The 24,377-nt window shown below is 69.1% G+C and carries 23 protein-coding genes; 12 read left to right on the top strand and 11 right to left on the bottom strand.

Annotated features, from left to right (window positions below; translation table 11 throughout):
- Positions 1-12: 12 nt before the first annotated feature.
- Together AB3M90_RS08510 and pgm are read right to left on the bottom strand one after the other, a co-directional pair.
- Entirely contained in the window at positions 13-981 is a 969-nt protein-coding gene (locus AB3M90_RS08510) for a DUF2599 domain-containing protein (protein WP_412951435.1), read from the bottom strand.
- A 267-nt stretch (positions 982-1,248) separates the two neighbouring features.
- Complete coding sequence (gene pgm / locus AB3M90_RS08505) at positions 1,249-2,898, bottom strand: phosphoglucomutase (alpha-D-glucose-1,6-bisphosphate-dependent) (protein WP_412951434.1); 1,650 nt, start codon at positions 2,896-2,898, stop codon at positions 1,249-1,251.
- Positions 2,899-2,976: 78 nt separating this feature from the next.
- Here pgm and pheA point away from each other — a divergent pair, with 78 nt between their 5' ends.
- Positions 2,977-3,927 (top strand): prephenate dehydratase, encoded by a 951-nt coding sequence (pheA, locus tag AB3M90_RS08500; RefSeq protein ID WP_412952677.1) that lies wholly within the window; start codon positions 2,977-2,979, stop codon positions 3,925-3,927.
- Between the two features lie 1,378 nt (positions 3,928-5,305).
- Here the strand turns inward: pheA and AB3M90_RS08495 are convergent.
- From AB3M90_RS08495 to AB3M90_RS08480, 4 genes are all read right to left on the bottom strand, one after another.
- Positions 5,306-5,515 (bottom strand): methyltransferase, encoded by a 210-nt coding sequence (locus AB3M90_RS08495; RefSeq protein WP_412951433.1) that lies wholly within the window; start codon positions 5,513-5,515, stop codon positions 5,306-5,308.
- A 115-nt stretch (positions 5,516-5,630) separates the two neighbouring features.
- Positions 5,631-6,671 carry an MsnO8 family LLM class oxidoreductase gene (locus tag AB3M90_RS08490; protein ID WP_412951432.1) on the bottom strand — a complete coding sequence of 347 codons (1,041 nt, stop codon included), beginning with the start codon at positions 6,669-6,671 and terminating at the stop codon, positions 5,631-5,633.
- 71 nt (positions 6,672-6,742) lie between these two features.
- Complete coding sequence (locus tag AB3M90_RS08485; RefSeq protein ID WP_412951430.1) at positions 6,743-6,970, bottom strand: DUF2795 domain-containing protein; 228 nt, start codon at positions 6,968-6,970, stop codon at positions 6,743-6,745.
- 134 nt (positions 6,971-7,104) lie between these two features.
- Positions 7,105-7,527, bottom strand: a complete 423-nt coding sequence (locus AB3M90_RS08480) for an Hsp20/alpha crystallin family protein (RefSeq protein ID WP_412951428.1) — start codon at positions 7,525-7,527, stop codon at positions 7,105-7,107.
- A gap of 124 nt (positions 7,528-7,651) precedes the next feature.
- Between AB3M90_RS08480 and AB3M90_RS08475 the strand changes: the two genes are divergently transcribed.
- Positions 7,652-7,966, top strand: coding sequence for a MerR family transcriptional regulator (locus AB3M90_RS08475; RefSeq protein WP_412951427.1), 315 nt, complete (start codon positions 7,652-7,654; stop codon positions 7,964-7,966).
- Positions 7,967-7,975: 9 nt separating this feature from the next.
- On the top strand, positions 7,976-9,706 hold the full coding sequence (locus tag AB3M90_RS08470; RefSeq protein WP_412951426.1) for a cation:proton antiporter: 1,731 nt from the start codon (positions 7,976-7,978) through the stop codon (positions 9,704-9,706).
- Positions 9,707-9,785: 79 nt separating this feature from the next.
- Here AB3M90_RS08470 and AB3M90_RS08465 read toward each other — a convergent pair whose 3' ends face one another.
- Positions 9,786-11,219, bottom strand: a complete 1,434-nt coding sequence (locus AB3M90_RS08465; RefSeq protein WP_412951425.1) for a dicarboxylate/amino acid:cation symporter — start codon at positions 11,217-11,219, stop codon at positions 9,786-9,788.
- 153 nt (positions 11,220-11,372) lie between these two features.
- Positions 11,373-11,714, bottom strand: a complete 342-nt coding sequence (locus AB3M90_RS08460) for a hypothetical protein (protein ID WP_412951424.1) — start codon at positions 11,712-11,714, stop codon at positions 11,373-11,375.
- Between the two features lie 55 nt (positions 11,715-11,769).
- Here AB3M90_RS08460 and AB3M90_RS08455 point away from each other — a divergent pair, with 55 nt between their 5' ends.
- Complete coding sequence (locus AB3M90_RS08455) at positions 11,770-12,165, top strand: YbjQ family protein (protein WP_412951423.1); 396 nt, start codon at positions 11,770-11,772, stop codon at positions 12,163-12,165.
- Positions 12,166-12,167: 2 nt separating this feature from the next.
- On the opposite strand, the gene AB3M90_RS08450 is transcribed toward AB3M90_RS08455, so the two are convergent.
- Positions 12,168-12,401 (bottom strand): helix-turn-helix domain-containing protein, encoded by a 234-nt coding sequence (locus AB3M90_RS08450; RefSeq protein ID WP_412951422.1) that lies wholly within the window; start codon positions 12,399-12,401, stop codon positions 12,168-12,170.
- The gene (locus AB3M90_RS08445; protein ID WP_412951420.1) at positions 12,398-13,009 is read right to left on the bottom strand and encodes a hypothetical protein; all 612 of its coding nucleotides are present in this window, start codon (positions 13,007-13,009) and stop codon (positions 12,398-12,400) included. Before AB3M90_RS08445 ends, AB3M90_RS08450 begins: the two co-directional genes overlap by 4 nt.
- A gap of 262 nt (positions 13,010-13,271) precedes the next feature.
- Between AB3M90_RS08445 and AB3M90_RS08440 the strand changes: the two genes are divergently transcribed.
- The 4 genes from AB3M90_RS08440 to AB3M90_RS08425 all read left to right on the top strand — a co-directional run bounded on the left by AB3M90_RS08440 (position 13,272) and on the right by AB3M90_RS08425 (position 17,924).
- Positions 13,272-15,791: an ATP-dependent Clp protease ATP-binding subunit gene (locus AB3M90_RS08440; protein ID WP_412951418.1), complete on the top strand. Its 2,520-nt coding sequence runs from the start codon at positions 13,272-13,274 to the stop codon at positions 15,789-15,791.
- Positions 15,792-15,954: 163 nt separating this feature from the next.
- Complete coding sequence (locus tag AB3M90_RS08435; RefSeq protein ID WP_412951417.1) at positions 15,955-16,458, top strand: amino-acid N-acetyltransferase; 504 nt, start codon at positions 15,955-15,957, stop codon at positions 16,456-16,458.
- Positions 16,459-16,467: 9 nt separating this feature from the next.
- Positions 16,468-17,124 carry a hypothetical protein gene (locus tag AB3M90_RS08430; protein ID WP_412951416.1) on the top strand — a complete coding sequence of 219 codons (657 nt, stop codon included), beginning with the start codon at positions 16,468-16,470 and terminating at the stop codon, positions 17,122-17,124.
- A gap of 389 nt (positions 17,125-17,513) precedes the next feature.
- Positions 17,514-17,924, top strand: a complete 411-nt coding sequence (locus AB3M90_RS08425; RefSeq protein ID WP_412951415.1) for a dehydrogenase — start codon at positions 17,514-17,516, stop codon at positions 17,922-17,924.
- 203 nt (positions 17,925-18,127) lie between these two features.
- On the opposite strand, the gene radA is transcribed toward AB3M90_RS08425, so the two are convergent.
- Entirely contained in the window at positions 18,128-19,492 is a 1,365-nt protein-coding gene (gene radA / locus AB3M90_RS08420; RefSeq protein ID WP_412951414.1) for a DNA repair protein RadA, read from the bottom strand.
- A gap of 100 nt (positions 19,493-19,592) precedes the next feature.
- Between radA and AB3M90_RS08415 the strand changes: the two genes are divergently transcribed.
- The 4 genes from AB3M90_RS08415 to cydD are packed head-to-tail and all read left to right on the top strand — an operon-like array spanning position 19,593 to position 24,364.
- Entirely contained in the window at positions 19,593-20,267 is a 675-nt protein-coding gene (locus AB3M90_RS08415; protein WP_412951413.1) for an ArsR family transcriptional regulator, read from the top strand.
- Positions 20,254-21,669 (top strand): cytochrome ubiquinol oxidase subunit I, encoded by a 1,416-nt coding sequence (locus tag AB3M90_RS08410; RefSeq protein WP_412951411.1) that lies wholly within the window; start codon positions 20,254-20,256, stop codon positions 21,667-21,669. Before AB3M90_RS08415 ends, AB3M90_RS08410 begins: the two co-directional genes overlap by 14 nt.
- 14 nt (positions 21,670-21,683) lie before the next feature.
- Positions 21,684-22,712 carry a cytochrome d ubiquinol oxidase subunit II gene (gene cydB / locus AB3M90_RS08405; protein WP_412951410.1) on the top strand — a complete coding sequence of 343 codons (1,029 nt, stop codon included), beginning with the start codon at positions 21,684-21,686 and terminating at the stop codon, positions 22,710-22,712.
- Positions 22,709-24,364 (top strand): thiol reductant ABC exporter subunit CydD, encoded by a 1,656-nt coding sequence (gene cydD / locus AB3M90_RS08400; protein WP_412951408.1) that lies wholly within the window; start codon positions 22,709-22,711, stop codon positions 24,362-24,364. Before cydB ends, cydD begins: the two co-directional genes overlap by 4 nt.
- The last annotated feature ends 13 nt before the right edge of the window (positions 24,365-24,377 follow it).

Raw genomic sequence — 24,377 nt, 5'->3', positions numbered from 1 at the left:
CGATCAAGTCCATCATGAACCAGGCGAGTAGCCGCCGAGGCACTTCGAGGGGATCTGCGCTTCCCAGAAGGTATACGGCTTCCACGACTCCAGGTCATAGCTTGGATTCGCGCTGACTGGCCATCCCGCGATGTGGCAGTACAGCTGCTCCTGCAGGCTCAATGACCACGCGTAGCCTCTCGGAACCTTATTCTTCACCTCGTCAGCATGCGCCCACCACATGCTGATATTTGCCACGCCCGAGTGGGCAGCACCCCACTGGGTGGGAGTGGTCGTCAAGACATACCCTTGAGAGGTGTTGGCCGCTCTTACACTGCCGTACAAATTTGCCCCGAGCCAGGGGTCAGTGACGATCGGGTAGGCGTCTGTATCGTCATGCGCCACAAACTGCGTCAGCCGGTTGCCATCTATCGTGAAATGAGTCGGTACTGCGTCCCCGTCCGCGTCCACTGCCCACGGCTTATGTACGCCGGCCACGAACGCGCCTGTCTCGCTATACGCGACAATTGAACCGTCTTCGTTCATGCGCAAGGAGGCATCCTCTGGCAAGGTCAGATTGAAGGAGTACTCCGTCGGCGCGGCTGAGGATTCGATGGTCGTGATGATCTGGACGGAGCCATCGAGCTTCTGTTGCGCGACCGTCGATGTTCCGTCGTCCCGGGTCACTGCATCACGGTTCTCGCCCAGCGAGAGGACCGATTGAGGAAGGCCCGCAGAAACCTCGGTAATAGCCACCCCAGTCCCGTCACTCGTTGGCGTCAGCACAGGCAAGGGCGCACCTTCTGCAACCTCCGCGCCAAGCGAGTCGGCGTTGGCGGCGTTCACAGCGTATTCGTCCGGCACCGCTGCTAGCGCCGCGCTGAGGTGGGCCGCGTCGTCGTCCTCTGCGGCGTATGCGGGTGGTACCAGCACGACCCCTCCCACGGCCATCACGGACCCGAGAGCGACTCGGGCCATCATGTTGCGAATGCGCTTGCGCATGCCTGCCTCCGATCGTTTCAGGCGTCGACTTTCGGCGTCATGAGAGGGCAGATCGGGACATGAGTCCATGTCCCGCCCCTTCTGCCCGTCTCAGTCTGCGCCGAGTTCGCCGGCATACCGGAATACGTTCGAGGTCCGGTCGGATGCAGCGGACGCCGAAGCGGCGCTCTCAAGAATTGAACGAGGGTGCCAGAGAACAGCGGCGGCGATCATGAGGCGCTGTGCCGAACACAGAGCCGTTGTATGCGGCGGGACTGGAAGGCGTTCTCAGCCGCCCAGCGCCTCCGACACGACAGCCCGGGCCTCGGCCTGAACCTCGGCGAGGTGCTCGGGGCCGCGCAGGCTCTCGGCGTACAGCTTGTAGACGTCTTCCGTGCCCGAGGGGCGGGCGGCGAACCAGGCGTGCTCGGTCTGCACCTTGAGGCCGCCGATGGCCGCGCCGTTGCCCGGTGCGTGCGAGAGCTTCGCCGTGATGTCCTCGCCGGCGAGGGTCGTCGCCGTGACGGCATCCGGTGAGAGCTTGCCGAGCGTCGCCTTCTGCTCGGGCGTCGCCGGCGCATCGACCCGCTGGTAGGCCGACGATCCGAACGCCTCCTCGAGCTCGGCGTAGCGCTCCGACGGCGTCTTGCCCGTGACCGCGATGATCTCGGCGGCGAGCAGGCACAGCAGGATGCCGTCCTTGTCGGTCGACCAGACGGAGCCGTCCTGGCGGAGGAACGACGCCCCCGCCGACTCCTCGCCGCCGAACGCCACCGAGCCGTCGAGCAGGCCAGGGACGAACCACTTGAACCCGACCGGCACCTCCAGGAGACGGCGACCCAGCGACTCGGCCACGCGGTCGATGATCATCGACGACACCAGGGTCTTGCCGATCGCAGCATCCCGCGGCCACTCGCTCCGGTGCGAGAAGAGGTAGTCGATCGCGACCGCGAGGTAGTGGTTCGGGTTCATGAGCCCGGCATCCGGGGTGACGATGCCGTGCCGGTCGGCATCGGCGTCGTTGCCCGTGAGCACGTCGTAGTCGCCCTTCTTCGCGACGAGCGAGGCCATCGCGGAAGGCGAGGACGGATCCATCCGGATCTTCTCGTCCCAGTCGAGGGTCATGAAGCGCCAGGTCGGGTCGACCTCCGGATTCACGACGGTCAGGTCGAGATCGTGCATCTCGGCGATGAGCGCCCAGTACTCGACGGATGCTCCGCCGAGAGGATCCGCGCCGATGCGCACGCCCGCGCGGCGGATGGCGTCGATGTCGATGATCGTGGGGAGGTCGCGCACGTACGCGTCGCGGAAGTCGTACCCGGTGATCGCATCCCAGTCGACGTCGGCGAAGCGCTGGCGCTTCACTTCTGCGAGTCCGTTCGCGATCAGCTCGTTGGCGCGGTCGGCGATCCAGCCCGTGGCATCCGTGTCGGCCGGTCCGCCGTGCGGCGGGTTGTACTTGAAGCCGCCGTCGCGCGGCGGGTTGTGCGATGGCGTGACGACGATGCCGTCGGCGCGACCGGCGTTGCCTTCGGCGTCTCCGAGGATGCGGTTGTAGGTGAGGATCGCGTGGCTGAGCGCCGGCGTCGGCACCCACGAGTCGCGCGAGTCGACACGTACGTCGACGCCGTTGGCGAGCAGCACCTCGATCGCACTGCGCTCGGCCGGCAGCGACAGGGCGTGCGTGTCGCGGCCGAGGAAGAGCGGCCCGGTGATGCCCTGCGAGGCGCGGTAGTCGACGATCGCCTGTGTCGTGGCGAGGATGTGCGTCTCGTTGAAGCTGTTCGACAGCGACGAGCCGCGGTGCCCGCTCGTGCCGAAGACGACGCGCTCGGCGGCGACCTCCGGGTTCGGCACGCGGTCGTAGTAGGCGGCGATCAGCTCGTCGATGTCGATCAGGTCAGTGTCCTCCGCGGGGAGGCCGGCACGGCTCGTCATCCTCTCAGTCTGCCCCTTGTCCGTGCCGCTCGCATCCGGCTTGACATCCGACGAGGCTGCCCGACGCCGGGGGATAGGCTGAACGCCGTGACCGAACGCCGCACCTACAGCTATCTCGGACCCGCCGGAACCTTCACAGAAGCGGCGCTCGACCAGGTCGCCGAGGCTCGCGGGCAGACCTGGCGGCCCGTGCACAACGTCGGAGAGGCGCTGGCCGATGTGCTCGAGGGCCGCAGCGACGCGGCCATGATCGCCATCGAGAACTCGATCGAGGGCGGCGTGTCCACCACGCAAGACGCCCTGGCGACGCTGCCCGGCCTCCGGATCATCGGCGAATACCTCGTCCGGGTCGACTTCGTGCTGGTCGCCCCTCCCGGCACCTCGCTCGATCAGGTCGAGGTCATCGCCGCGCATCCCGTGGCCTACGCCCAGTGCCACGGCTGGCTCGGCGCCCATGTGCCGTCGCACTCGCACGTGCCGGCGGCGAGCAACGTCGCATCCGCGATCGGCGTGCTCGACGGCTCACTCCCCGCCCAGGCGGCGATCGCGGCGCCGGGCATCGTGAAGCACTACGACGTCGAGGTGCTCGCCGAGGGCATCGGCGACAACGCGCAGGCGGTCACCCGGTTCGTGCTGGTGACCCGCACCACCACGCCGCCCGCTCCGACGGGCGCCGACAAGACCTCGCTCATCGTGGAGCTCCCGCACGACCACCCGGGGTCGCTGCTCGAGATGCTCGAGCAGTTCTCCACGCGCGGCATCAACCTGTCGCTCATCGAGTCGCGTCCCATCGGCGATGCGCTGGGTCGCTACCGGTTCGTCATCGACGCCGACGGGCACATCGAGCACGAGCGCATGGCCGACGCCCTGCTGGGCATCCGCCGCTTCAGTCCGCGCGTGGTGTTCCTGGGGTCGTACCCGCGCGCCGATCGGCAGATCGTGCAGTATCCCGACCGCTACTCCGACGAGATCTTCGTCGAGGCGCGCGACTGGCTGCGCGGCATCCTCTCGGGCGAACCCGAGTCCTGACCCGCCCGGCTGGTCGTGCTGGATCAGAAATTCTCCTCGCAGGGCCGATTCGGCGGCATTTCTGATCCACCCTGAGGGCGGCTGCGGGCATCCGACCATGCGTCATCGAAGCGAGCTCCCTGCGCGCCTGGGCCCGCAGTTCAGTGTTCGGCAGGCGGCGTCGCTCGGCGTGAGCAGAGGACGAGCGGATGCCGGTGACCTCGCCCGACCGTTCCACGGGGTGCGAGCCGCGAGCGCCCCGGTCACGTTCCGCGCCACGGTCGACTGCTATCTGCCGCGGATGCGCGGGCCTCAGCGATTCGTCGGAGCGACCGCCGTGCGTCTCTGGGCTCTGCCTCATCCGGTCACGCGGCGGTCGACGGAAGCGCTCGAGATCGCGGTTCCGCAGGAGCACAGTCCTCCGCGGACGAAGGGCGTCGCGGGAAGACGCCTCCGAGCGTCTCGTGCTCGCACCTGGCGCGTGCGGGGTGCGCCCGTCGTCGATCCGGCGGAAGAGTGCGGCATCCCGGGCCGGCGCCCCGGGTGGCGGCGTCCCGGGGGGCGGCGTCCGGGGGGTCCGGCGGCGTCCGGGGGCTCGGCGTCCGGGGGCTCGGCGTCCGGGGGTCAGCATCCGGTTTCGTGCGATGGACGTAGGCGGGCAACCTGCAGGTCGAGATCACATCTGCAGGTCGATTCGGCGGGTTTCGACCTGCAGGTGTGTTTTCGACCGACGGATGGAACGGTCGGCGGACCGGCCGACGGATGGGCCGACCGGCGGATGAACCGACCGATGAGGGGCGACGGGTTCACTTGCAGGTCGAGATCACGGATGCAGGTCGATTCGGTCGGGTTTCGACCTGCAAGTGTGTGTTCGACCGACAGATGGACCAGTCGACGGACCGGCCGACCGGCGGGTGACCGGCCGGCGGACCGGCCGTCCCGACGGACCAGGTCGGATGGGTGGGTGGGCGTCGGCGAGGGGCGACGGATGCACTTGCAGGTCGAGATCACGGATGCAGGTCGATTCAGCGGGTTTTCGACCTGCAGGTGTGTTTTCGACCGACGGATGGAACGACCCCGACAGATGTGCCGGCCGGTGATGGACCGGCCGATCCGATCGCCGCCGTCTTCAGTTGTGCGCGCGACATGACGGTCGCACAGCTGGTGATCCTGCTCGACGCGATCGTGACCCCGAGCGCGAACTATCCGGGTGTTCGTGACGTCGCACGCCCGGTCTTCACCCCCGACGACCTCGCCGCGAGACGTGCCGATTGGGGTCGATTCCCCGGGAGCGCGGTCGTCCGGAGGGCGATCGAGTGGGTCCGGGTCGGCGTCGAATCGCCGAAGGAGACGGAGACCCGGCTGGCGATCGTGGATGCTGGCCAGCGAAGAGCCGGGGCTAGTGCTCTTGGAACCGCGGCCAGGCGCTGCCGGGCGTCATGTGCGAGTGCAGCGCGCCCTTGGCCGAGGCGAGGGTTGGATAGGTGCCGGTCGCAGCATCCGATCCGGCCATCGTGACGAGGTAGCCGTCGTCGTCATGTCGGATGCTGCCCACGACCCCGTTCGGTCCGTAGGCGACCCAGAGGGCGAGGGTCTTGGTGGTGCTCATCGTCGAACTCCTTCCACTGCCTGACACGGCGGGTGCTGCTGCCGGTGACTCTGCTGGCGACGCTACGCCCGTGACGCGTCGAGCACCAGGGCTTGACACGACGTCGCGTACCGCGTCAGAGCGCGGCGGCGGTGAGCTCGAGCGTCTGGGCGCGGCCCGCGGCGGAATCGCCGGGCTCCGATGCGTACGACCCGGCGACGGGCGACAGCATGACCTCGTCGACGCCGTGGCGCGTCGCGAACGCGCGCACCTCGGCGGCCACCGACTCGCCCGTGCCGACGAACCAGCGCGAGCGCGCCGCTTCGACGACCTGGTCGGTCGCGGCATCCGTCTCGGCGGCCACGGCCTCCTCCACGGTCTCGAGGGCGATGAGGGGCTTGTTGAGGCGCAGCCGCGCCATCATCCGCAACTGCGGCAGGGCACGGGCCTCGGCCTCCTCCGCCGTCGGGGCGGCGACGGCGTTCACGGTCAAGAACGTGCGGGGCTCGGGGTGCTCCTCGCTCGGTCGGTAGCCGGAGCGGTAGAGGTCGAGAGCGCGCTCGAGACCCTGGCCCGAGAAGTGGTTGGCGAAGACGTAGGGCAGACCGTGCGAGGCGGCGAGCTGCGCCGAATAGTCGCTCGAGCCCAGCAGCCAGACCTCGGGGGCTCCCGTGGCGGCCGGCGTCGCCCGCACGGTGTACTCGCCGCCCGACGTGAAGCGCACGGTCGCGCCCTCGCCCGAGACGAGAGCCGCGATGTCCTGCACATGGCGCGGGAACTGTTCGACGTCGCTCGTCGTGCCTGAGCCGCGGAGCAGCTGCGTGATGACGGGGTCGCTGCCGGGGGCGCGGCCGAGGCCCAGGTCGATGCGTCCGGGAGCGATGGCCTCGAGCGCGGCGAACTGCTCGGCGACGATCAGCGGGGCGTGGTTGGGGAGCATGACGCCGCCGGAACCGAGCCGCATGCGGGTCGTTCGCGTCGCGGCCGCCGCGATGAGCACCGGGGGCGTGGTCGACGCGACCGCCGGCATGTTGTGGTGCTCGGCGAACCAGTAGCGGCGGTAGCCCCACCGGTCGGCGGCCTCGGCGAGCGCGAGCGACGCGGCGACCGCTTCGGCGCTGGTCTGGCCGGTGCGGACGGGAACGAGATCGAGGACGGAGAGCGCGATATCAGGCATCCCCCGATGCAACCTCTCGAGTCGGCGCCGCATTCCCCGGCCGGCGGGGCCGGACGCGGGGCGCGGGTCGGTCAGGCCGCGACGACGGATGCCGGGGCGAGGGCCTCTTCGAGGGCGCGGCGTGCGAGGCGGGCGCGGATGTGCCACGCGGCGCTGAAGCTCTGATCGGGCAGGTCGGCCAGCATCGCGCGGTCGTCGATGCCGAGACCGTCGCGCAGGGCTTCGCGCAGCAGGTCGTCGCGGGTCGCCGGGTACTCCATGCCGGCGAGGAAGCGGTCGAGGGAGGTGGAGAGAGGCATGAGACGTCCTTTCCGTGGGGGAGTGGATTCGAGACGGGGGTGTGAGGGGTCACGACACGCCGTGCACGCGGGCCGCGATGCGGCGTGTCGTGACCTCTCACGGGTGGATGCGGGCCGTCAGGCCGTCAGCGCGGTCAGGCGGGGATGGCCTGGCGCTGCTCGCCCGACTCCACCGTGATCTTGCGCGGCTTGGCGCGTTCGCTCACCGGGATGATGACCGACAGCACCCCGCTGTCGTACGAGGCGCTGATGCCGTCGAGGTCGATGCCCTCGCCGAGCGAGAACTGACGCAGGAACGAGCCCGCGCCGCGCTCGCGTGCGAGCCACCGCACCCCCTCGCGGGAGTCGGCCGTGCGCTGCGCACGGATCGTCAGCTGGCCGCCGTCGAGGTCGATGTCGATCGAGCCCGGGTCGGCGCCCGGGAGATCGGCGTGCAGGATGTAGCGGTCGCCGTCGCGGTAGAGGTCCACCGGCATGAGCCGGGGAGCGCGAACGGAGTCCAGCACACTCGCGGCGAAGCGATCGAGCTGGCTGAAGGGGTCGAAGGTCAGTGCCATGAGGTTCTCCTTTCGTGCTGCCCAGAGGGCTGATGGCAATGCAGGTTATCTGCATCTGCGGGTATAGATTTGTTATAGAACACATCCAGGCAATCTCGCAACCCGTTCGAAGGATCTTCGTCCCATGACCGATCGCACCTCGCGCACCCCGCTCTACGGCATCGCGGTGGCCGCCCATCTCGTCGACCTCCCCGAGGCGACGCTGCGCCTGTTCGAGAGCAAGGGCCTGCTCCGCCCGGCGCGCAGCGACGGCGGCACGCGACGCTACAGCGACGACGACATCGAGCGCCTGCGCCGAGCGGCCCGCCTGCGCGACGACGGCCTCAACATCGCCGGCATCGTGCGCGTCCTCGACCTGCAGGACGAGAACGCCGGTCTCCGGGAGGAGCTCCGCGGCGACACGTCGACGGGCGACGGCACCGTCGAGAGCCCGCGCTAGCCTTCCCCCATGGATGCCGAGATCTTCTACGTCCTCGTCGGTGCCGTCACGGTCGCGGCCGTCGCCCGCTGGCGCGGGTGGCCCGCACCCCTCCTCGTCACGGTCGCGGCGCTCGCGGCATCCTTCCTGCCCTTCGTGCCCGACGTCGACATCGACGGGCACCTGCTGCTCAACCTCGTCCTGCCGCCCCTGCTCTACTCGGCCGCCCTCGACGTGTCGTTCGTGGGCTTCCGGCGCAGTCTTCCGCAGATCCGGCGACTGGGCGTCACGCTCGTCCTGATCACCGCCCTCGCCGTCGGATTCGTGGCCTGGTGGGTGTTCCCCTCGCTCACGCTCCCCGGCGCGCTGCTCCTCGGCGCGATCGTCGCCCCGCCCGATGCGGTCTCGGCCGCCGCCATCGGCCGCAAGCTCGGCCTTCCGCGCCGCATCATGACGGTCCTGTCGGGGGAGAGCCTCATCAACGATGCGACGTCGCTCACGCTGTACCGGGTCTTCGCGGCGATCGTCGCCGGAGCGACGCTGAACGTCTGGAACGGCATCGGCCAGTTCCTTCTCGCCGTCGGGGTCGGCGTCGTCGTCGGCTTGGTCTTCGGTCTCGTGCTGCACCAGCTGCGCATGCGCATCGGCGATCCCGTCGTCATCGGCACGTTCGGACTGCTCGCACCGTTCGGCGCCTACGCGATCGCCGAGCACCTGCTGGGCTCGGGGGTGCTCGCCGTCGTCGCGATGGGACTCTACGTGGGCTTCAACGCCCCGCGCACCGACTACACGACCCGGCAGCAGGAGGCGCCGCTGTGGCTGTCGGCCGACCTGCTGCTGGAGAGCTTCGTGTTCGCCTACATCGGCCTGCAGTTCCCCCGCGTGCTCCGCGACCTGGGCAGCGAGTCCGTGGGCCCGTTGCTCCTGCTCTCCGGAGCGGTGCTGCTGGTCGTGCTCGTCGTGCGACCGCTGTACATCTATCCCGTCAGCGCCTGGTCGAACTTCCAAGACCGTCGACGACTCGCGCGCATGGACCGGGGCATCGCATCGGGCGAGTTCGACCGACGGCGTGCGCAGTCACCGCGGTGGCGGCAGCACAGCGCCGCCGAACTGCGCACGCAGGTGGTGCGCGAGCGGATGGCGGGGCTGCAGCTCACCTGGAAGGACAACGCGGTCATCTCCTGGGCGGGCATGCGGGGCGTGGTCACGCTGGCGATCGCGCTCGCGGCATCCGATCTGGCGTCTCTCGACGATCAGGCGTCGCACGCCATCGTCGTCGTCGCCTTCATCGTGACCGTCGCCACGCTGCTGATCCAGGGGCTGACGCTGCCGATGCTGATCCGCGGGCTGGGGATCGCGAGCGACGTCGACGAGGCCGAAGACGAGAAGGCCCTCGAGGCCGTGAAGGAGAAGAGTCGCGCGGCGGGCAAGGCCTATCTGGCCGAGAAGCGGGTCGAGTGGGAGGAGAAGTACGGCCGCGTCGACATGCCGGTCTTCGACGCCTTCACGAAGCGGATGACGCGGGTCGAGCGAGACACCGACGAGGCGCAGGAGGTGGAGGATGCCGCGACCAGGCCGTCGTACGACGACCTGGTCGCGCTCTCGCGCGGGTGGTTGCAGGTGCGGCGCGACATCCTGCTCGCCGAGCGCGATGCGGGGAACCTCGACGAGGAGGTCATGCGGGAGCTGCTCACGGCGATGGATGCCGAGGAGCTCGCGCTCGACACCCGCGGGGCGACGCGCCAGCGCGGGCGCGCGTAGGCGTTTCGTCTCGCTCCGCTCGCTCGACGAACGCGAGAGCGCCCCGGACGGGGACGGGGCGCTCTCGGCGGCGTCGCGGTCAGCGCGAGCCGACCGGCTCCTTGGCGCTCGCGGCATCCGTTCCGGTCGCCTCGTCGGCGTCGTCGGCGTCGGAGTCGTCGGCGAAGGGCAGTCCCTCGCGCGGGGCGTTGTAGAGCCCCTCGTCGAGGATGCCCTCGCGCTTGGCGACGATCGTCGGGATCAGCGCCTGTCCTGCGACGTTGACGGCGGTGCGGCCCATGTCGAGGATCGGGTCGATGGCGAGCAGCAGGCCGACGCCCTCGAGCGGCAGACCCAGCGTCGACAGGGTGAGGGTGAGCATGACGGTCGCGCCCGTGGTGCCCGCGGTGGCCGCGGAGCCCACGACCGACACGATCACGATGAGCAGGTACTGCACGAAGTTCAGCTCGATGCCGAAGAACTGCGCCACGAAGATCGCGGCGATGGCCGGGTAGATCGCGGCGCAGCCGTCCATCTTGGTCGTCGCGCCGAAGGGGACGGCGAACGAGGCGTACGAGCGGGGCACGCCCAGGTTGCGCTCGGTGACGCGCTCGGTGAGCGGCAGCGTGCCGATCGACGAGCGGCTGACGAACGCCAGCTGCACGGCCGGCCACACGCCGGAGAAGTACTGCTTGATCGACAGCCCGTGCGTCTTCACCAGGATCGGATAGACGACGAAGATCACGAGCGCGAGACCGATGTAGATCGCGGCGGCGAACCAGGCGAGCGAGGCGAGCTTCTCCCAGCCGTACTCGACGACGGCGGCGCCGATCAGGCCGAAGGTTCCGAGCGGGGCGATGCGGATGATCCACCACAGCACGCGCTGGATGACCTTGAGCAGCGACTCGGTGAACGCGAGGAACGGCTCGGCCTTCTTGCCGGCCTTGAGCGCGGCGATGCCGACCGCGGCCGCCACGACGATGACCTGCAGGATGTTGAAGCTGACGCTCGACGAGACCGCACCGGCGTCGGCGTCGAAGGAGCTGCTGACGCCGAGACCGAGGAAGTTCTGCGGGATGAGCCCGAGGAGGAAGTTCCACCAGGTGCCGACCGTGTAGGGGTCGCCCGGCTCGAGGCCGTCGCCTGCCTTGGACCCCGGCTGGATGATCAGGCCGAGGGCGATGCCGATGGACACCGCGATGAAGGCCGTGATCGCGAACCAGAGCAGCGTCTGGCCCGCGAGACGGGCGGCGTTCTGCACGCGGCGCAGGTTCGAGATGCTGGCGACGATGGCCGTGAAGATCAGCGGGACGACGGCGGCGCGCAGCAGCGTGACGTACGAGCTGCCGATCGTGTCGAGGGTCGCCGACAGGCCGTTGGGGTTGTCGGCCGTCGCGCCGAGCTGGCGGGCGAGGAGGCCGCCGGCGATGCCGAGGACGAGGGCGGCGAGGATCTGGAAGCCGAACGAGGTCAGCAGCTTCCGGACCGGACCGCGGGTGTCAGGCGCCTTCTGGGCGCGTGCGGTGGTGCTCATGTGGTGGGGGACTCCAGAAATCGCGGCGCGCCGGGTGCGCGCCATAACGCCCAACGCTAAGAGCCTGATTTCATTCCCCGGGCCGATATGACGAAGGATGACGGATGCCGCGGCATCCGTCATCCTTCTGTGTTCGCGGGCTCCGGGGCGGGTTCACTGGGGGATGCAGTCCGCCTGCTTCTCCTGGATGATCTGCGTCGTCAGATCCTTCTCCTCCTGGTTCTTCTGCTTGTCCTCGCCGTTCGCGATGTAGGTCAGCGTCTCGTTGCTGAGGTCGGAGTCGACCAGCGCCTCGGCGAAGCAGAGCGAGACCTCGTCGGTCATGACCTCCTCTTGCGCGGTGCCTTCGAACACCTCCTGGAATCCGTCGGCGACGTCGTCGGCGGACGGCCGGCTCGGCCCTCCGCAGGCGGCGAGCGAGAAGGCGAGGGCGGCGATGGGCAGGGCGAGGAGGAGGCGAAAGGATGCGCGTGGGCGCCGGTCGTTGATCGTCATGGTGATGACGCTAGTGATCTACCGGAATATCGGCGAGGGGCTTGCATGGGGAGAGATGCCCACTGCGCGCTACCGCCGCGGCATCCGGCTCTGTCACGATGTGCTCATGTTCATCGTGACGACCAACGACGTGCCCGGCTACCGCATCACCCAGGTGCTGGGCGAGGTGATGGGACTGACCGTGCGATCGACCGACTTCGGCCAGAGCTTCACCGCCGGGTTCCGCGCCCTCGGCGGCGGCGAGATCCCCGAATACACCCAGGTGATGTACGAGAGCCGTCAGGTCGTGATGGGCCGGATGTGGGCCGAGGCGCAGCAGCGGGGCGCGAACGCCATCGTCGCCATGCGCTTCGACACGGGGTCGATCGGCACCTTCAGCGAGGTCTGCGGCTACGGCACCGCCGTGGTGGTGGAGCCGCTGGCGGCGCCGGCGCCCCCGGCATCCGTCTGAGGTCACGGGCCCAGCACCAATAGGTCGCCCACCTCGCAGCCGAGGGCGTCGCAGACGGCGCGCAGGGTCGAGTAGCGGATCGCGCGCGCCCGGTCGTTCTTCAGCACCGACAGGTTGACGATGCTCACCCCGACCAGACCGCTCAGCTCGGTGAGCGTCATCCCGCGTTCTGCGAGCAGTTCGTCGAGGCGGCAGTGGATGCCGGTGGGGGCGTCGTCGTTGTCGGCGGGGGTCATACCAGTCCCTCCGTGTCCTTCTGAAGGCGGGCGCCGCGCCGGAAGACGATCACGAGCACGCCGACGGCGATCGCCGCGACGAACAGGGGGATGCCGTCGCGCATCAGCAGCCAGCGACCGTCGGCGAAGTCCCCGCCGAGTGCGGCGAACACCCCGTTCAAGCCCATGTTCTCGAACCAGGGCCGGGCGAGTCCGGCGGCGAGCAGCCCCATCGACATGACGAAGGTGAGGCGTGCGTTCACGCGATCGAACACGACGCCGTCGAGGAGCCGTCGACACAGGACGACGCCGAGCGCGGCCACCGCGATGAGCGCGAGCGTCGGGAGGACGATCGAGAGCACGAGCGAGACGACGCTGATGATGTTCACGTCGGCGGCGACGAGCGTCGCCGCGTCGATCGAGGCGGCGACGCCGCTCCCGATCTCGGCCGTGATCGACTGCGTCGGCACCGGAGAGGTCACGGTCACGAGGCCCGGTGCGGCGAACAGGTCGGCGATCCGCCGCACGCCGTCGTACACGAGCACCCCGATCACCAGGGCTCCGACCACCATCGCGGTGATGAGGTCGTTCTTGTCGGCCTTCGCCTGCGTGGCCGCATCCTTGGCCATCTCGCACCGTCCTTCCGTCTCGCGATCTGCGGGGCGTCGAGTCCCGCATATCGACAGTCGTTATTAGCGATAAACGTTAACATAACGATTGTCGATATGTCCGTCAACCGCGGCGGCAGCATCCGACCGGCGAGGGACCCGGCGCTATGCCCACGGCGAACACGGGCATACCTGCCGTTCCCGGTGGTTACTCTCGATGTACAAGCGCAGAGAACCGTCAGCGGCAGCAGCGCTTCGCCCCGTGCGAAGAAGGAGTCACAGCATGTTCGAGAGATTCACCGACCGAGCCCGTCGAGTGGTCGTCCTCGCCCAGGAAGAGGCGAAGATGCTCAACCACAACTACATCGGGACCGAGCACATCCTGCTCGGCCTCATCCACGAGGGCGAGGGCGTCGCCGCCAAGGCGCTGGAGTCGCTCGGCATCTCGCTCGACGCCGTGCGCGAGCAGGTGCAGGACATCATCGGCCAGGGTCAGCAGCAGCCGACCGGCCACATCCCGTTCACCCCGCGCGCCAAGAAGGTGCTCGAGCTCAGCCTCCGCGAGGCCCTGCAGCTCGGCCACAACTACATCGGCACCGAGCACATCCTCCTCGGCCTCATCCGCGAGGGCGAGGGCGTCGCCGCTCAGGTGCTCGTCAAGCTCGGCGCCGACCTCAACAAGGTGCGGCAGCAGGTCATCCAGCTGCTCTCCGGCGCCCCGGGCCGCGAGCCGGCCGCCGTCGGTGCGCAGTCGAACGACACCCCGGCCGCCCAGGGCGGGTCGCAGGTGCTCGACCAGTTCGGTCGCAACCTCACGCAGGCCGCTCGCGACAACAAGCTCGACCCGGTGATCGGGCGCGAGAAGGAGGCGGAGCGGGTCATGCAGATCCTCTCCCGTCGCTCCAAGAACAACCCCGTCCTCATCGGCGAGCCCGGTGTCGGCAAGACCGCGGTCGTCGAAGGCCTCGCCCAGGCGATCGTCAAGGGCGACGTCCCCGAGACGCTGAAGGACAAGCAGCTCTACTCGCTCGACCTCGGCTCGCTCATCGCCGGATCGCGGTACCGCGGAGACTTCGAGGAGCGCCTGAAGAAGGTCACCAAGGAGATCCGTACCCGCGGCGACATCATCGTCTTCATCGACGAGATCCACACCCTCGTGGGTGCGGGTGCCGCCGAGGGCGCGATCGACGCGGCCAGCATCCTGAAGCCGCTGCTCGCCCGCGGCGAGCTGCAGACGATCGGCGCGACCACGCTCGACGAGTACCGCAAGCATTTCGAGAAGGATGCCGCGCTCGAGCGCCGCTTCCAGCCCGTTCAGGTGAACGAGCCGACGCTGCCGCACGCGATCAACATCCTCAAGGGTCTGCGCGACCGGTACGAGGCGCACCACAAGGTGCAGATCACCGACGGCGCGATCGTGGCGGCTGCGAACCTCGCCGACCGCTACGTGTCCGACCGGTTCCTGCCCGACAAGGCCATCGACCTGATCGATGAGGCCGGCGCGCGTCTGCGTCTGTCGATCCTGTCGAGCCCGCCCGAGCTGCGCGAGTTCGACGAGAAGATCGCGAAGGTCCGCGAGCAGAAGGAGATCGCCTCGGAGGAGCAGGACTTCGAGAAGGCGGCCGCACTGCGCGACGAGGAGAAGAGCCTCCTCGCCGAGCGTCTGCGTCTCGAGAAGCAGTGGCGTGCGGGCGACGTCGCGACCTCCGCGGTCGTCGACGAGGGTCTGATCGCCGAGGTGCTCGCCCAGGCCACCGGCATCCCGGTCTTCAAGCTCACGGAAGAGGAGTCCTCGCGGCTCGTCTTCATGGAGAAGGCCCTGCACCAGCGGGTCATCGGTCAGGAGGAGGCCATCGCGGCCCTCTCGAAGACCATCCGCCGCCAGCGCGCGGGTCTCAAGGACCCGAAGCGCCCCTCGGGCTCGTTCATCTTCGCCGGCCCCACGGGTGTCGGAAAGACCGAGCTCGCGAAGGCGCTCGCCGAGTTCCTGTTCGACGACGAGGCTGCGCTCATCTCGCTCGACATGAGCGAGTTCGGCGAGAAGCACACCGTCTCGCGCCTGTTCGGCGCCCCTCCCGGGTTCGTCGGATTCGAAGAGGGCGGTCAGCTCACCGAGAAGGTGCGGCGCAAGCCGTTCAGCGTGGTGCTGTTCGACGAGATCGAGAAGGCGCACCCCGACATCTTCAACTCGCTCCTGCAGATCCTGGAGGAGGGTCGTCTCACCGACGGTCAGGGTCGGATCGTGGACTTCAAGAACACGGTCATCATCATGACCACCAACCTCGGTGCGCGTGACATCGCGGGCGGCCCGGTCGGCTTCCAGATCGAGGGCAACGACTCGAACAGCTACGACCGCATGAAGGGCAAGGTCAACGAAGAGCTCAAGCGGCACTTCAAGCCCGAGTTCCTCAACCGCGTCGACGACATCATCGTCTTCCCGCAGCTGTCGAAGGAGGAGCTGGTGCAGATCGTCGATCTGTTCACCAAGCGCCTCGGCGAGCGTCTGCTCGACCGTGACATGACGATCGAGCTGTCGCAGGCGGCGAAGGAGCGTCTCATCGAGATTGGCTTCGACCCGGCCCTGGGTGCCCGCCCGCTGCGTCGCGCGATGCAGCACGAGGTCGAGGACCGCCTGTCGGAGAAGATCCTGCACGGCGAGCTCAATTCGGGCGACCACGTGAAGGTGGATGCCGCCGACGGGCAGTTCCTGTTCGAGCACGGCCCGCGCGGCGAGAAGGTCGCGGTAGGCGTCAACACCGGCGCCGGCATCTCGGGCACGCCCGACCTGGCCATCACCGACTGACCGTCAAGGGGCGGATGCTGCGGCATCCGCCCCTTTTTCGTGCCGAAATCCGGATGCTCCCCGCGTGTCGTGCACCAGGGACGGTCGGATGCCGCCCGACACGCCGAGCCCTGGCGGCGGCATCCGGAATTCGGTCCGCCGACACGGCACCTAGGCTGGGACGGTGAGCGAGTACATCGTGCGGCCGGCGCGCAGCGCCGACATCATCGGCATCCGCAACCTGCTGCAGCCGCTGGTCGAGCAGCGCGTGCTTCTCGGCAAAGACCTGGCGGTGCTCTACGGTGCGGTGCAGGAGTTCGTCGTCGCCGAAGCCGACGGCGAGCTGATCGGGTGCGGGGCATTGCACGTGATCTGGGAAGACCTGGGCGAGGTGCGCACGCTCCTGGTCCGCGACGACTGGCTGCACCACGGAGTCGGACGCACGATCGTCGACCGGCTCGAAGAGACCGCCCGGATGCTCGGCCTCACGCGACTGTTCTGCCTCACCTTCGAGGTGGAGTTCTTCGGTCGGCGCGGTTACACCCCCATCGGAGAGCAGGTCGTCGACCCCGACGTCTACTCGCAGCTGCTGCGCAGCGGTGACGCGGGTGTCGAGGAGTTCCTCGACCTCGCGCACGTGAAGCCGAACACGCTGGGCAACACGCGGATGCTGAAAGTGCTCAACTAACCTGGAAGCATGCCCCGCCACTCCGCCGCCGTCTATCGTCGTCGGCGGCTGGTGCTCCTGATCGCGCTCGTCCTGTCCGTCGCGGTCATCGGCGTATCGGTGTGGCTGCTGATCGCTCGGCCCTGGGAGGGTGCCGCCGCCGGACCCGCGCCGACGAGCACCGCCACGACCGATACGACGCCGAGCCCTTCCCCGTCGGGCGACACCGTGACCGAGTCGCCGGAACCCTCGCCCTCGGCGGAGCAGACGCCGGCGATCGTCGCGTGCGCCCCGAAGGATATCGAGGTCGCGGCGGTCACCGACGCCGACACCTATGCCTCGGGCGTCCTGCCGAAACTCTCGATCTCGCTGACGAACAAGGGCTCGACGGACTGCACGATCGACGTCGGATCCAGCACGCAGGTGTTCAGGGTGTCGAGCGGCTCCGACGTCTGGTGGCAGTCGACCGACTGCCAGGAGAACCCGAGCAGCATGATCGCCACGCTCGCGGCGGGGACGACCGTCACCAGCAAGGATCCGGTGACGTGGGACCGCACGCGTTCGAGCGTCGAGACCTGCGGTCAGGAGAATCGGCAGCGCGCCCCGGGCGGCGGCGCGTCGTATCACGTCGAGGTGTCGATCGGTGGGTTCACGAGCCTGACGACCAAGCAGATCCTGCTGTACTGACGCGTCGTCGCAGGCGGATGCTGACACGACGGCATCCTTTGGGATACCATAGAAACGACTCTCCGCATCATGCGGCAACATGCCATCCCCAGTGGCGTCGATCCACAGCGTCCCCAGCGCTTCGACACCGCCGCTCGAGAGTCCGAGGGCCCTCTCGAGTACCCCAGTCCCCAATGTGGGACTCGAGAGGGCCCCAATCGTCTTCCGGTCGGGCGCTGCGCCCGATGCGTGGTGCGCACCTTGCGTGGTGCGCACCTTGCGTGGTGCGCCCGATCTGCTCACGGTGTCCCGATTCGCTCAGACTTTCCGGGAATCGGTGAGCACATCGGGACGCGGTGAGCAGATCGGGACGCGGCGCGCCCCGTCATCACGGTGAATAAGCTGGTCACATGGCAGCGAAGAAGGCGAAGGCCTCGAAGAACAAGCCCGCACCGGAGGAGTTCCGCTCCGATGCGCTCGCTCAGGCTCTCGAGAAGCAGGACGTCGCCGCCGTCGCCCTGGCCCTCCGCCACGGAACGACCATCGTGCCGCTGATCAAGCCGGGCGCGAGGGACAACCCGCTCGACAGCGGCGAGGTGTGGACCTACCGCGACCCGAGGACCGGTGACCTGGCGCTGCTTCTGTTCAGCGACGCGAAGAACAAGCCCGCCAACCTGCCGCCGGGGGTGGGTATCTACACCGCCGACTGGCTGCGGAAGTTCCTCGCCGCGCACCCGATCACCACGGTGTTCCTCGACATCGCCGGGCCCCACCCCATGCAGGCCGATCCGATCGAGCTGCTGAAGGCGCTCGACGCGTAGCGGCTGGGTGCCGGGCCGCCCGGCGGCGGAGTGCGGGGCCCTTCGACAGGCTCAGGGACCAGGGCCCTTCGACAGGCTCAGGGACCCAGGCCCTTCGACAGGCTCAGGGACCCAGGCCCTTCGACAGGCTCAGGGGGCCTGGGGCCCTTCGACAGGCTCAGGGGCCCAGGGTGGGGCTCAGGGACCCATGCCGGGGGCCAGGGTCAGAACGGGGGGATGTCGCGGCGTTCGGCACGCCCGCGGTGGCGGGCCCTGATGTCGTCGAGGGCGCCCCGCAGGGTCTTGGAACGGTCGTCGACGACCTGCTCGTAGCCGAGTCGCGCGGCCTCGGAGCGGCGCTGCGCGGCCTGCGTCACCGGACGGATCTCGCCCGCGAGGCTGAGCTCGCCGACCGCCGCGACCGTGCGCGGCACCGACGTCTTCTGCACCGATCCCGCGACGGCGATCGCGATGGCGAGGTCGGCGGCCGGCTCGGTGAAGCGCACGCCGCCGACCGTCGAGACGTACACGTCGAGATTGCTGGTGGGGATGCTCGCCCGCCGCTCGAGGATCGCCAGCACCATGGCGACGCGCGATGAGTCGACGCCGTGCACGATGCGACGCGGGTTCGGCGCCGTCGAGGGGACGGTGAGCGCCTGCACCTCGACAGGCAGTGCCCGACGGCCCTCGAGTGAGATCGCGACGCACGTTCCCTCGGCGGTCGCCTGGGAGAGGAAGAGCCCCGACGGGTCGGGCACCTCGGCGATCCCGGCTCCTGTCATCTCGAAGCAGCCCACCTCGTCGGTCGGACCGAAGCGGTTCTTCAGCGCGCGCACGAAGCGCAGCGCCGTCTGCCGGTCGCCTTCGAAATGACAGACGACGTCGACGAGGTGCTCGAGCACCCGGGGACCTGCGACCTGACCGTCTTTCGTCACGTGGCCGACGATGATGATCGGCAGATCGCGGTCTTTCGCCACCCGGATCAGGGTCGAGGCGACCTCGCGCACCTGGCTCGGCTGCCCGGCCGCGCCATCGGTCAGCGACGACGACACCGTCTGCACCGAGTCGACGATGATGAGCTGCGGCTGCACCTCGTCGATGTGCCCCAGGATGGTCGCGAGGTCGGTCTCGCTCGCGAGGTACAGCTCGTCGTGCAGCGCTCCGGTGCGCTCGGCCCGCAGGCGCACCTGGCCCGGCGACTCCTCGGCGCTGGCGTACAGCACCCGCCGGCCCGCGCGCGCGGCCTGGGCGGCCACTTCGAGCAGCAGCGTCGACTTGCCCACGCCCGGCTCGCCGCTCAGCAGGATCGCGGCTCCGGGAACGATGCCGCCCCCGAGCACCCGGTCGAACTCGCCGACGCCGGTGGTGCGGCGCGGGGCCTCTTGCGTCGTGATCTGCGTGATGGGCCGCGCCGAGCGCTCAGCCGCCGGAGCGAGCGCCGTCACCCGCCGCAGGATGCCGGTCGGCGCCGCCTGCTCCTGCACCGTGCCCCACTGCTGGCACTCGCCGCAGCGACCGACCCACTTCGCCGTGGTCCACCCGCATTCCGTGCAGACGTACGCAGGAGGAGCGGGTTTCCGGGTGGCCATGCACCCAGGCTATCGGCGGCATCCGACATCCCTATCGGTGACGGCATTATTCACGGCCCGAGCCCTCTGCCCGCGCGGGGGGGCTCGGGATAATTGAGTCATGGCCAACGGCGGGCCCGTCTGCGGGCCGATCTCGAGCTACTCCCGGGTGCGCATCCTGCATCTGCTCTTCGAAGCGGGACGCTCCTCGGGCCGTTCCGAACTCACCATCGCCGAACTCTGCGAGGCCACCGCTCTGCACCCCAACACGGTGCGCGAGCACCTGCAGCGCCTCATCGAGGGCGGGTACGTCATCCCCGCCGTCGAGCACCGCACGACGCGCGGTCGTCCTCGCACGCTCTACCGCGCCGCGACCGGCGCCGCCGGCGCGTCGAGCCCGGTCGCCCGCGACAAGGCGAAGGCCGCGGCCCGGCGAGGAGACCTCCTGCGACGGATGCTGCCCGACGCGGCATCCGGTCTCGACACAGACGCGACGTACCAGCTCGACGCCCTCGTCGAGCACCTCGAGGAGAGCGGATTCGAGCCCGTCGTCGACACCGCGCGACTGACCGTCGACCTGAGCCCGTGCCCCCACGCTGCGGGGCGCCTCGAAGACCGCCCGATCCTGTGCCGAGTGCACCTGGGACTCATGCAGGGCGTGCTCGCCGAAGCCGGAGGGCCGTTGGAGGCGACCTGCGTGCAGGCGTCCGATGCGCCGGCGGACTGCGTCGTGCAACTGCAGGAGCGAGTCGTGCACCCGCAGGAGAGAACGGGAGACGCCCATGGAATGGCTTGACCCCCTCATGCTGTCGCGGTGGCAGTTCGGTCTGACCACCGTCTACCACTACCTGTTCGTGCCGCTCACGATCGGCATGGCGCTGGTCGCGGCGATCTTCCAGACCGCCTGGGTGCGCACCGGCACGGTGCAGTACCTGCACCTGACGCGCTTCTTCGGCAAGATCTTCCTCATCAACTTCGCCATGGGCGTGGTCACGGGCATCGTGCAGGAGTTCCAGTTCGGCATGAACTGGTCGGACTACTCCCGCTTCGTCGGCGACGTGTTCGGTGCGCCGCTGGCGTTCGAGGGCCTGCTCGCCTTCTTCTTCGAGGCCACGTTCATCGGACTCTGGATCTTCGGGTGGGACAAGCTCCCGCAGAAGCTGCATCTCGCGACGATCTGGTGCGTCTCGATCGGCAGCATCCTGTCGGCGTACTTCATCATCGCGGCCAACGCGTTCATGCAGAACCCGGTCGGCTACGTCTACAACCCCGAGACGAACCGTGCAGAGCTCACCGACTTCTGGGCGCTGCTGACCAACCCGGTTGCCATCGCCGCCTTCCCGCACACCATCTTCGGCGCCCTGATGTTCGCCGCCGGCGTCGTGATCTCCGTGTCGGCCTGGCATCTGGCGCGCGGCCAGCACTTCGACACCATGCGAATCTCGCTGAAGTTCGGCCTCTGGGCGATGATCGTCTCGACGGCGGGCGTGGTGCTCACGGGCGACCAGCTCGGCCTCGCGATGTACGCCGCGCAGCCGATGAAGATGGCCGCCGCCGAGGCGACCTTCAACACGGTGTGCGGCTACGACGCGTCGTTCAGCCTCTTCACCCTCGGCACCCCCGACGGCAGCTCCGAGCTGTTCAGCATCCGCGTGCCCTACCTGCTGTCGCTGCTGTCGACGCACTCCCTCGATGAATGCGTGCACGGCATCAACGACCTCAACGCCGAGTACGCCACCACCTTCGCCGACACCGGCCTCACCGAGTTCGCGCCGATCCTGTGGGTCACGTACTGGGCGTTCCGCTGGATGATCGGCCTCGGCATGGCCGCCGGCCTCGTCGCCGTGGTCGGCCTGTGGCTCACCCGCAAGGGTGCCACGAAGCCTCCGGCGCCGTGGATGTGGAAGCTCGCCATCTGGTCGTTCCCGCTCGCGCTCGCCGCCAACATCATGGGCTGGGTCTTCACCGAGATGGGCCGCCAGCCGTGGATCGTCTTCGGCCTCATGACCACCCGCGACGGCGTCTCGCCCGGCGTCACCGGCGTCGACGTGCTGATCTCGCTGATCGCCTTCACCGCGATCTACGCGGCCCTGGCCGTGGTCGAGATCCGGCTCATCGTCCGAGCCGCGCAGAAGGGGCCCGACACCGAAGAGCAACCCCACGACGAGACGGCCCAGGTGCCGTCGGTCGTCTACTGAGAGCAAGGAGCCTCATGGATCTCGCCACGCTCTGGTTCTGGATCGTCGCCTTCCTCTTCGTCGGCTACTTCGTGCTCGACGGGTTCGACTTCGGCGTGGGCATGTCGCTGCCCTTCCTCGGCCGCAACGACGTCTCGCGCCGCCAGGTCATCAACACGATCGGCCCGATCTGGGACCTCAACGAGACCTGGGTCATCGTCGCCGGCGCCTGCCTGTTCGCGTCGTTCCCCGAGTGGTACGCCACGCTGTTCAGCGGCTTCTACCTGCCGCTGCTGCTCATCCTGCTCGCGCTCATCTTGCGCGGGGTGTCGTTCGAGTACCGCCATCAGCGCGACGACGTGGCCTGGAAGCGCCGGTTCGACCGCATGATCGTCATCGGCTCGGCGGTGCCCGCGTTCCTCTGGGGCGTGGCGTTCGGCAACATCGTGCAGGGCGTGGCGCTCGACGACGACCACGTCTACGTCGGCGGATTCTTCTCGCTGCTCAACCCGTACGCACTGCTGGTCGGGCTCACGACGCTGCTGGTGTTCTTCCTGCACGGCGTGCTGTTCGTGGCGCTGAAGACCGACGGGCAGGTGCACGCCGACGCGCGACGACTGGTGAAGGTCGCCGCCGGGCCCACGGTCGCCGCCGCCGCCGGCACCGTGCTGTGGACCATCGGAATCGCGGCAGGGCGCGGCGCGCCGCTCCTCGGGCCGGTCGTGATCGCCGGTGCGCTCGCCGCCGTCGCGCTCATCGCCGCCGTGGTGCTCTCGCTGCGCGGACGCGACGGCCGGGCCTTTACCGCCGGAGCCGCGACGGTGATGCTGGCCGTCGTCATGCTGTTCACGGCGCTGTTCCCTTACGTCATGCCGTCGACACTCGACCCGGCGAACAGCCTCACCATCGCCAACGCGTCGAGCACGCCGTATACGCTGCAGATCATGAGCTGGACCGCGCTGATCGCCCTTCCGCTGGTCATCGCGTACCAAACGTGGACCTACTGGATCTTCCGCAAGCGCGTCACCCGATCCTCGATCGAGGCGGCGCCGGCACACGCATGAAACCGGTCGATCCGCGGCTGCTCCGGTATGCCGGTGCTGCGCGCGGATTCCTCGCGGCATCCGCCCTGATCGGCGTGGTGCAGACCGCGGTGACCGTCGCCTTCGCCTGGCTGCTGGCGGATGCCGTCACCGGCGCGATCGCCGGTCGCGACGTCGCGGCGTCGCTCGGGGGACTGCTGGCGGCGGCAGTGCTGCGCGGCATCCTGATCGCAGCGTCGGATGCCGCGGGCACCCGAGCCGCCGCCACGACGGGGATGCAGTTGCGGTCGGCTCTCATCGCGGCGGTCGCGCGCCTCGGACCGGACTGGCTGGCGCGGCGGAATCAGACGGAGCTCGCCGTGACCGCCGGGCACGGGCTCGAAGCGCTCGACGCGTACTTCTCCCGCTACATCCCGCAGCTCGTGCTCACGGTGATCGCCACCCCGGTGATCGTCGCGGTGATGTGGTGGCAGGACTGGCCCAGCGGGCTCACGGCGGTCGTCACCCTGCCGCTCATCCCGCTCTTCCTGATCCTCATCGGCATGGCGACTCGGGCGGTGCAGAAGCGGCAGTGGCAGACACTGCAGCGGCTCGCGGGGCGCTTCGCCGACACCGTGCAGGGGCTGTCGACGCTGCGGCTCTTCGGGCGAGACGGACGGGCCGTCGACCGGATCGCGACCACGGCCGACGAGTACCGGCGCGAGACGATGACCGTGCTGCGGTTCTCGTTCCTGTCGGGTTTCGCGATGGAGCTGCTGGCATCGCTGGCCGTCGCGCTCATCGCGGTGTCGGTGGGCTTCCGCCTGCTGTCGGGAGACCTCGCGCTCGAGGTGGGACTGTTCGTGCTGCTGCTCGCCCCCGAGGCGTTCCTGCCGATCCGCCAGGTCGGGGTGCAGTTCCACGCGGCTGCGGAGGGGGTCGCCGCGACCGAAGACGTGTTCGACGTGCTGGATGAGGCGGAGGGCGTCTCCCGGTCGTCGAGCGAGCGAAGCGAGACGAAACGCGTATCCCGGTCGTCGAGCGAGGGAGCCCGCGACCGAGACGAGACGTCGTCCGACGACCGGCGCCTCATCGTCGCCGACCTCCGAGTGCGCGACCTGCCGCCCGTGTCGTTCACCGCCGAGCCGGGCACGATCACCCTGATCGAGGGACCGAGCGGATCGGGCAAGTCGAGTCTGCTGGCGGCCCTGCGAGGTGCGTCCGCGTTCACGGGTGCGTCGACTTTCGGCGGTCGGGATGTCCGCACGCTCGATCCCGCCGCATGGCTGGCGTGGGCGGGGCAGAAGCCGGGGCTGCTGCGCGGGACGGTCGCCGAGAACGTGGCGCTCGGCGATCCGGCGCCCGACGTCATCGCCGTCCGCTCGGCCCTGGATGCCGCCTGCGCGGAGTCGATCGATGCCGAACGGGAGCTCGGCGTGCAGGGCGCCGGACTCTCGGGCGGGCAGGCGCAGCGGGTCGCGGTGGCCCGAGCCCTCTACCGGCATGCCTCCGACCCGCGCCGGGTGCTCGCTCTCGACGAGCCCTCGAGCGCCCTCGATCCCGAGACGGAGGGCCGACTGTGGCGCACGCTGCGCGAGCGGGCGGATGCCGGGGCGACGGTCGTGCTCGTGTCGCACCGCCGGACGGCGCGGGACATCGCGGATCAGATCGTGATGCTGGGGGTGGGGGTATGACCCTTCGACAAGC

The sequence above is a fragment of the Microbacterium martis genome, from assembly GCF_047246685.1.
GTDB lineage: Bacteria > Actinomycetota > Actinomycetes > Actinomycetales > Microbacteriaceae > Microbacterium.
Note: the sequence above shows the minus strand (reverse complement) of the source record. Positions and strands in the feature narration are given on the sequence as shown.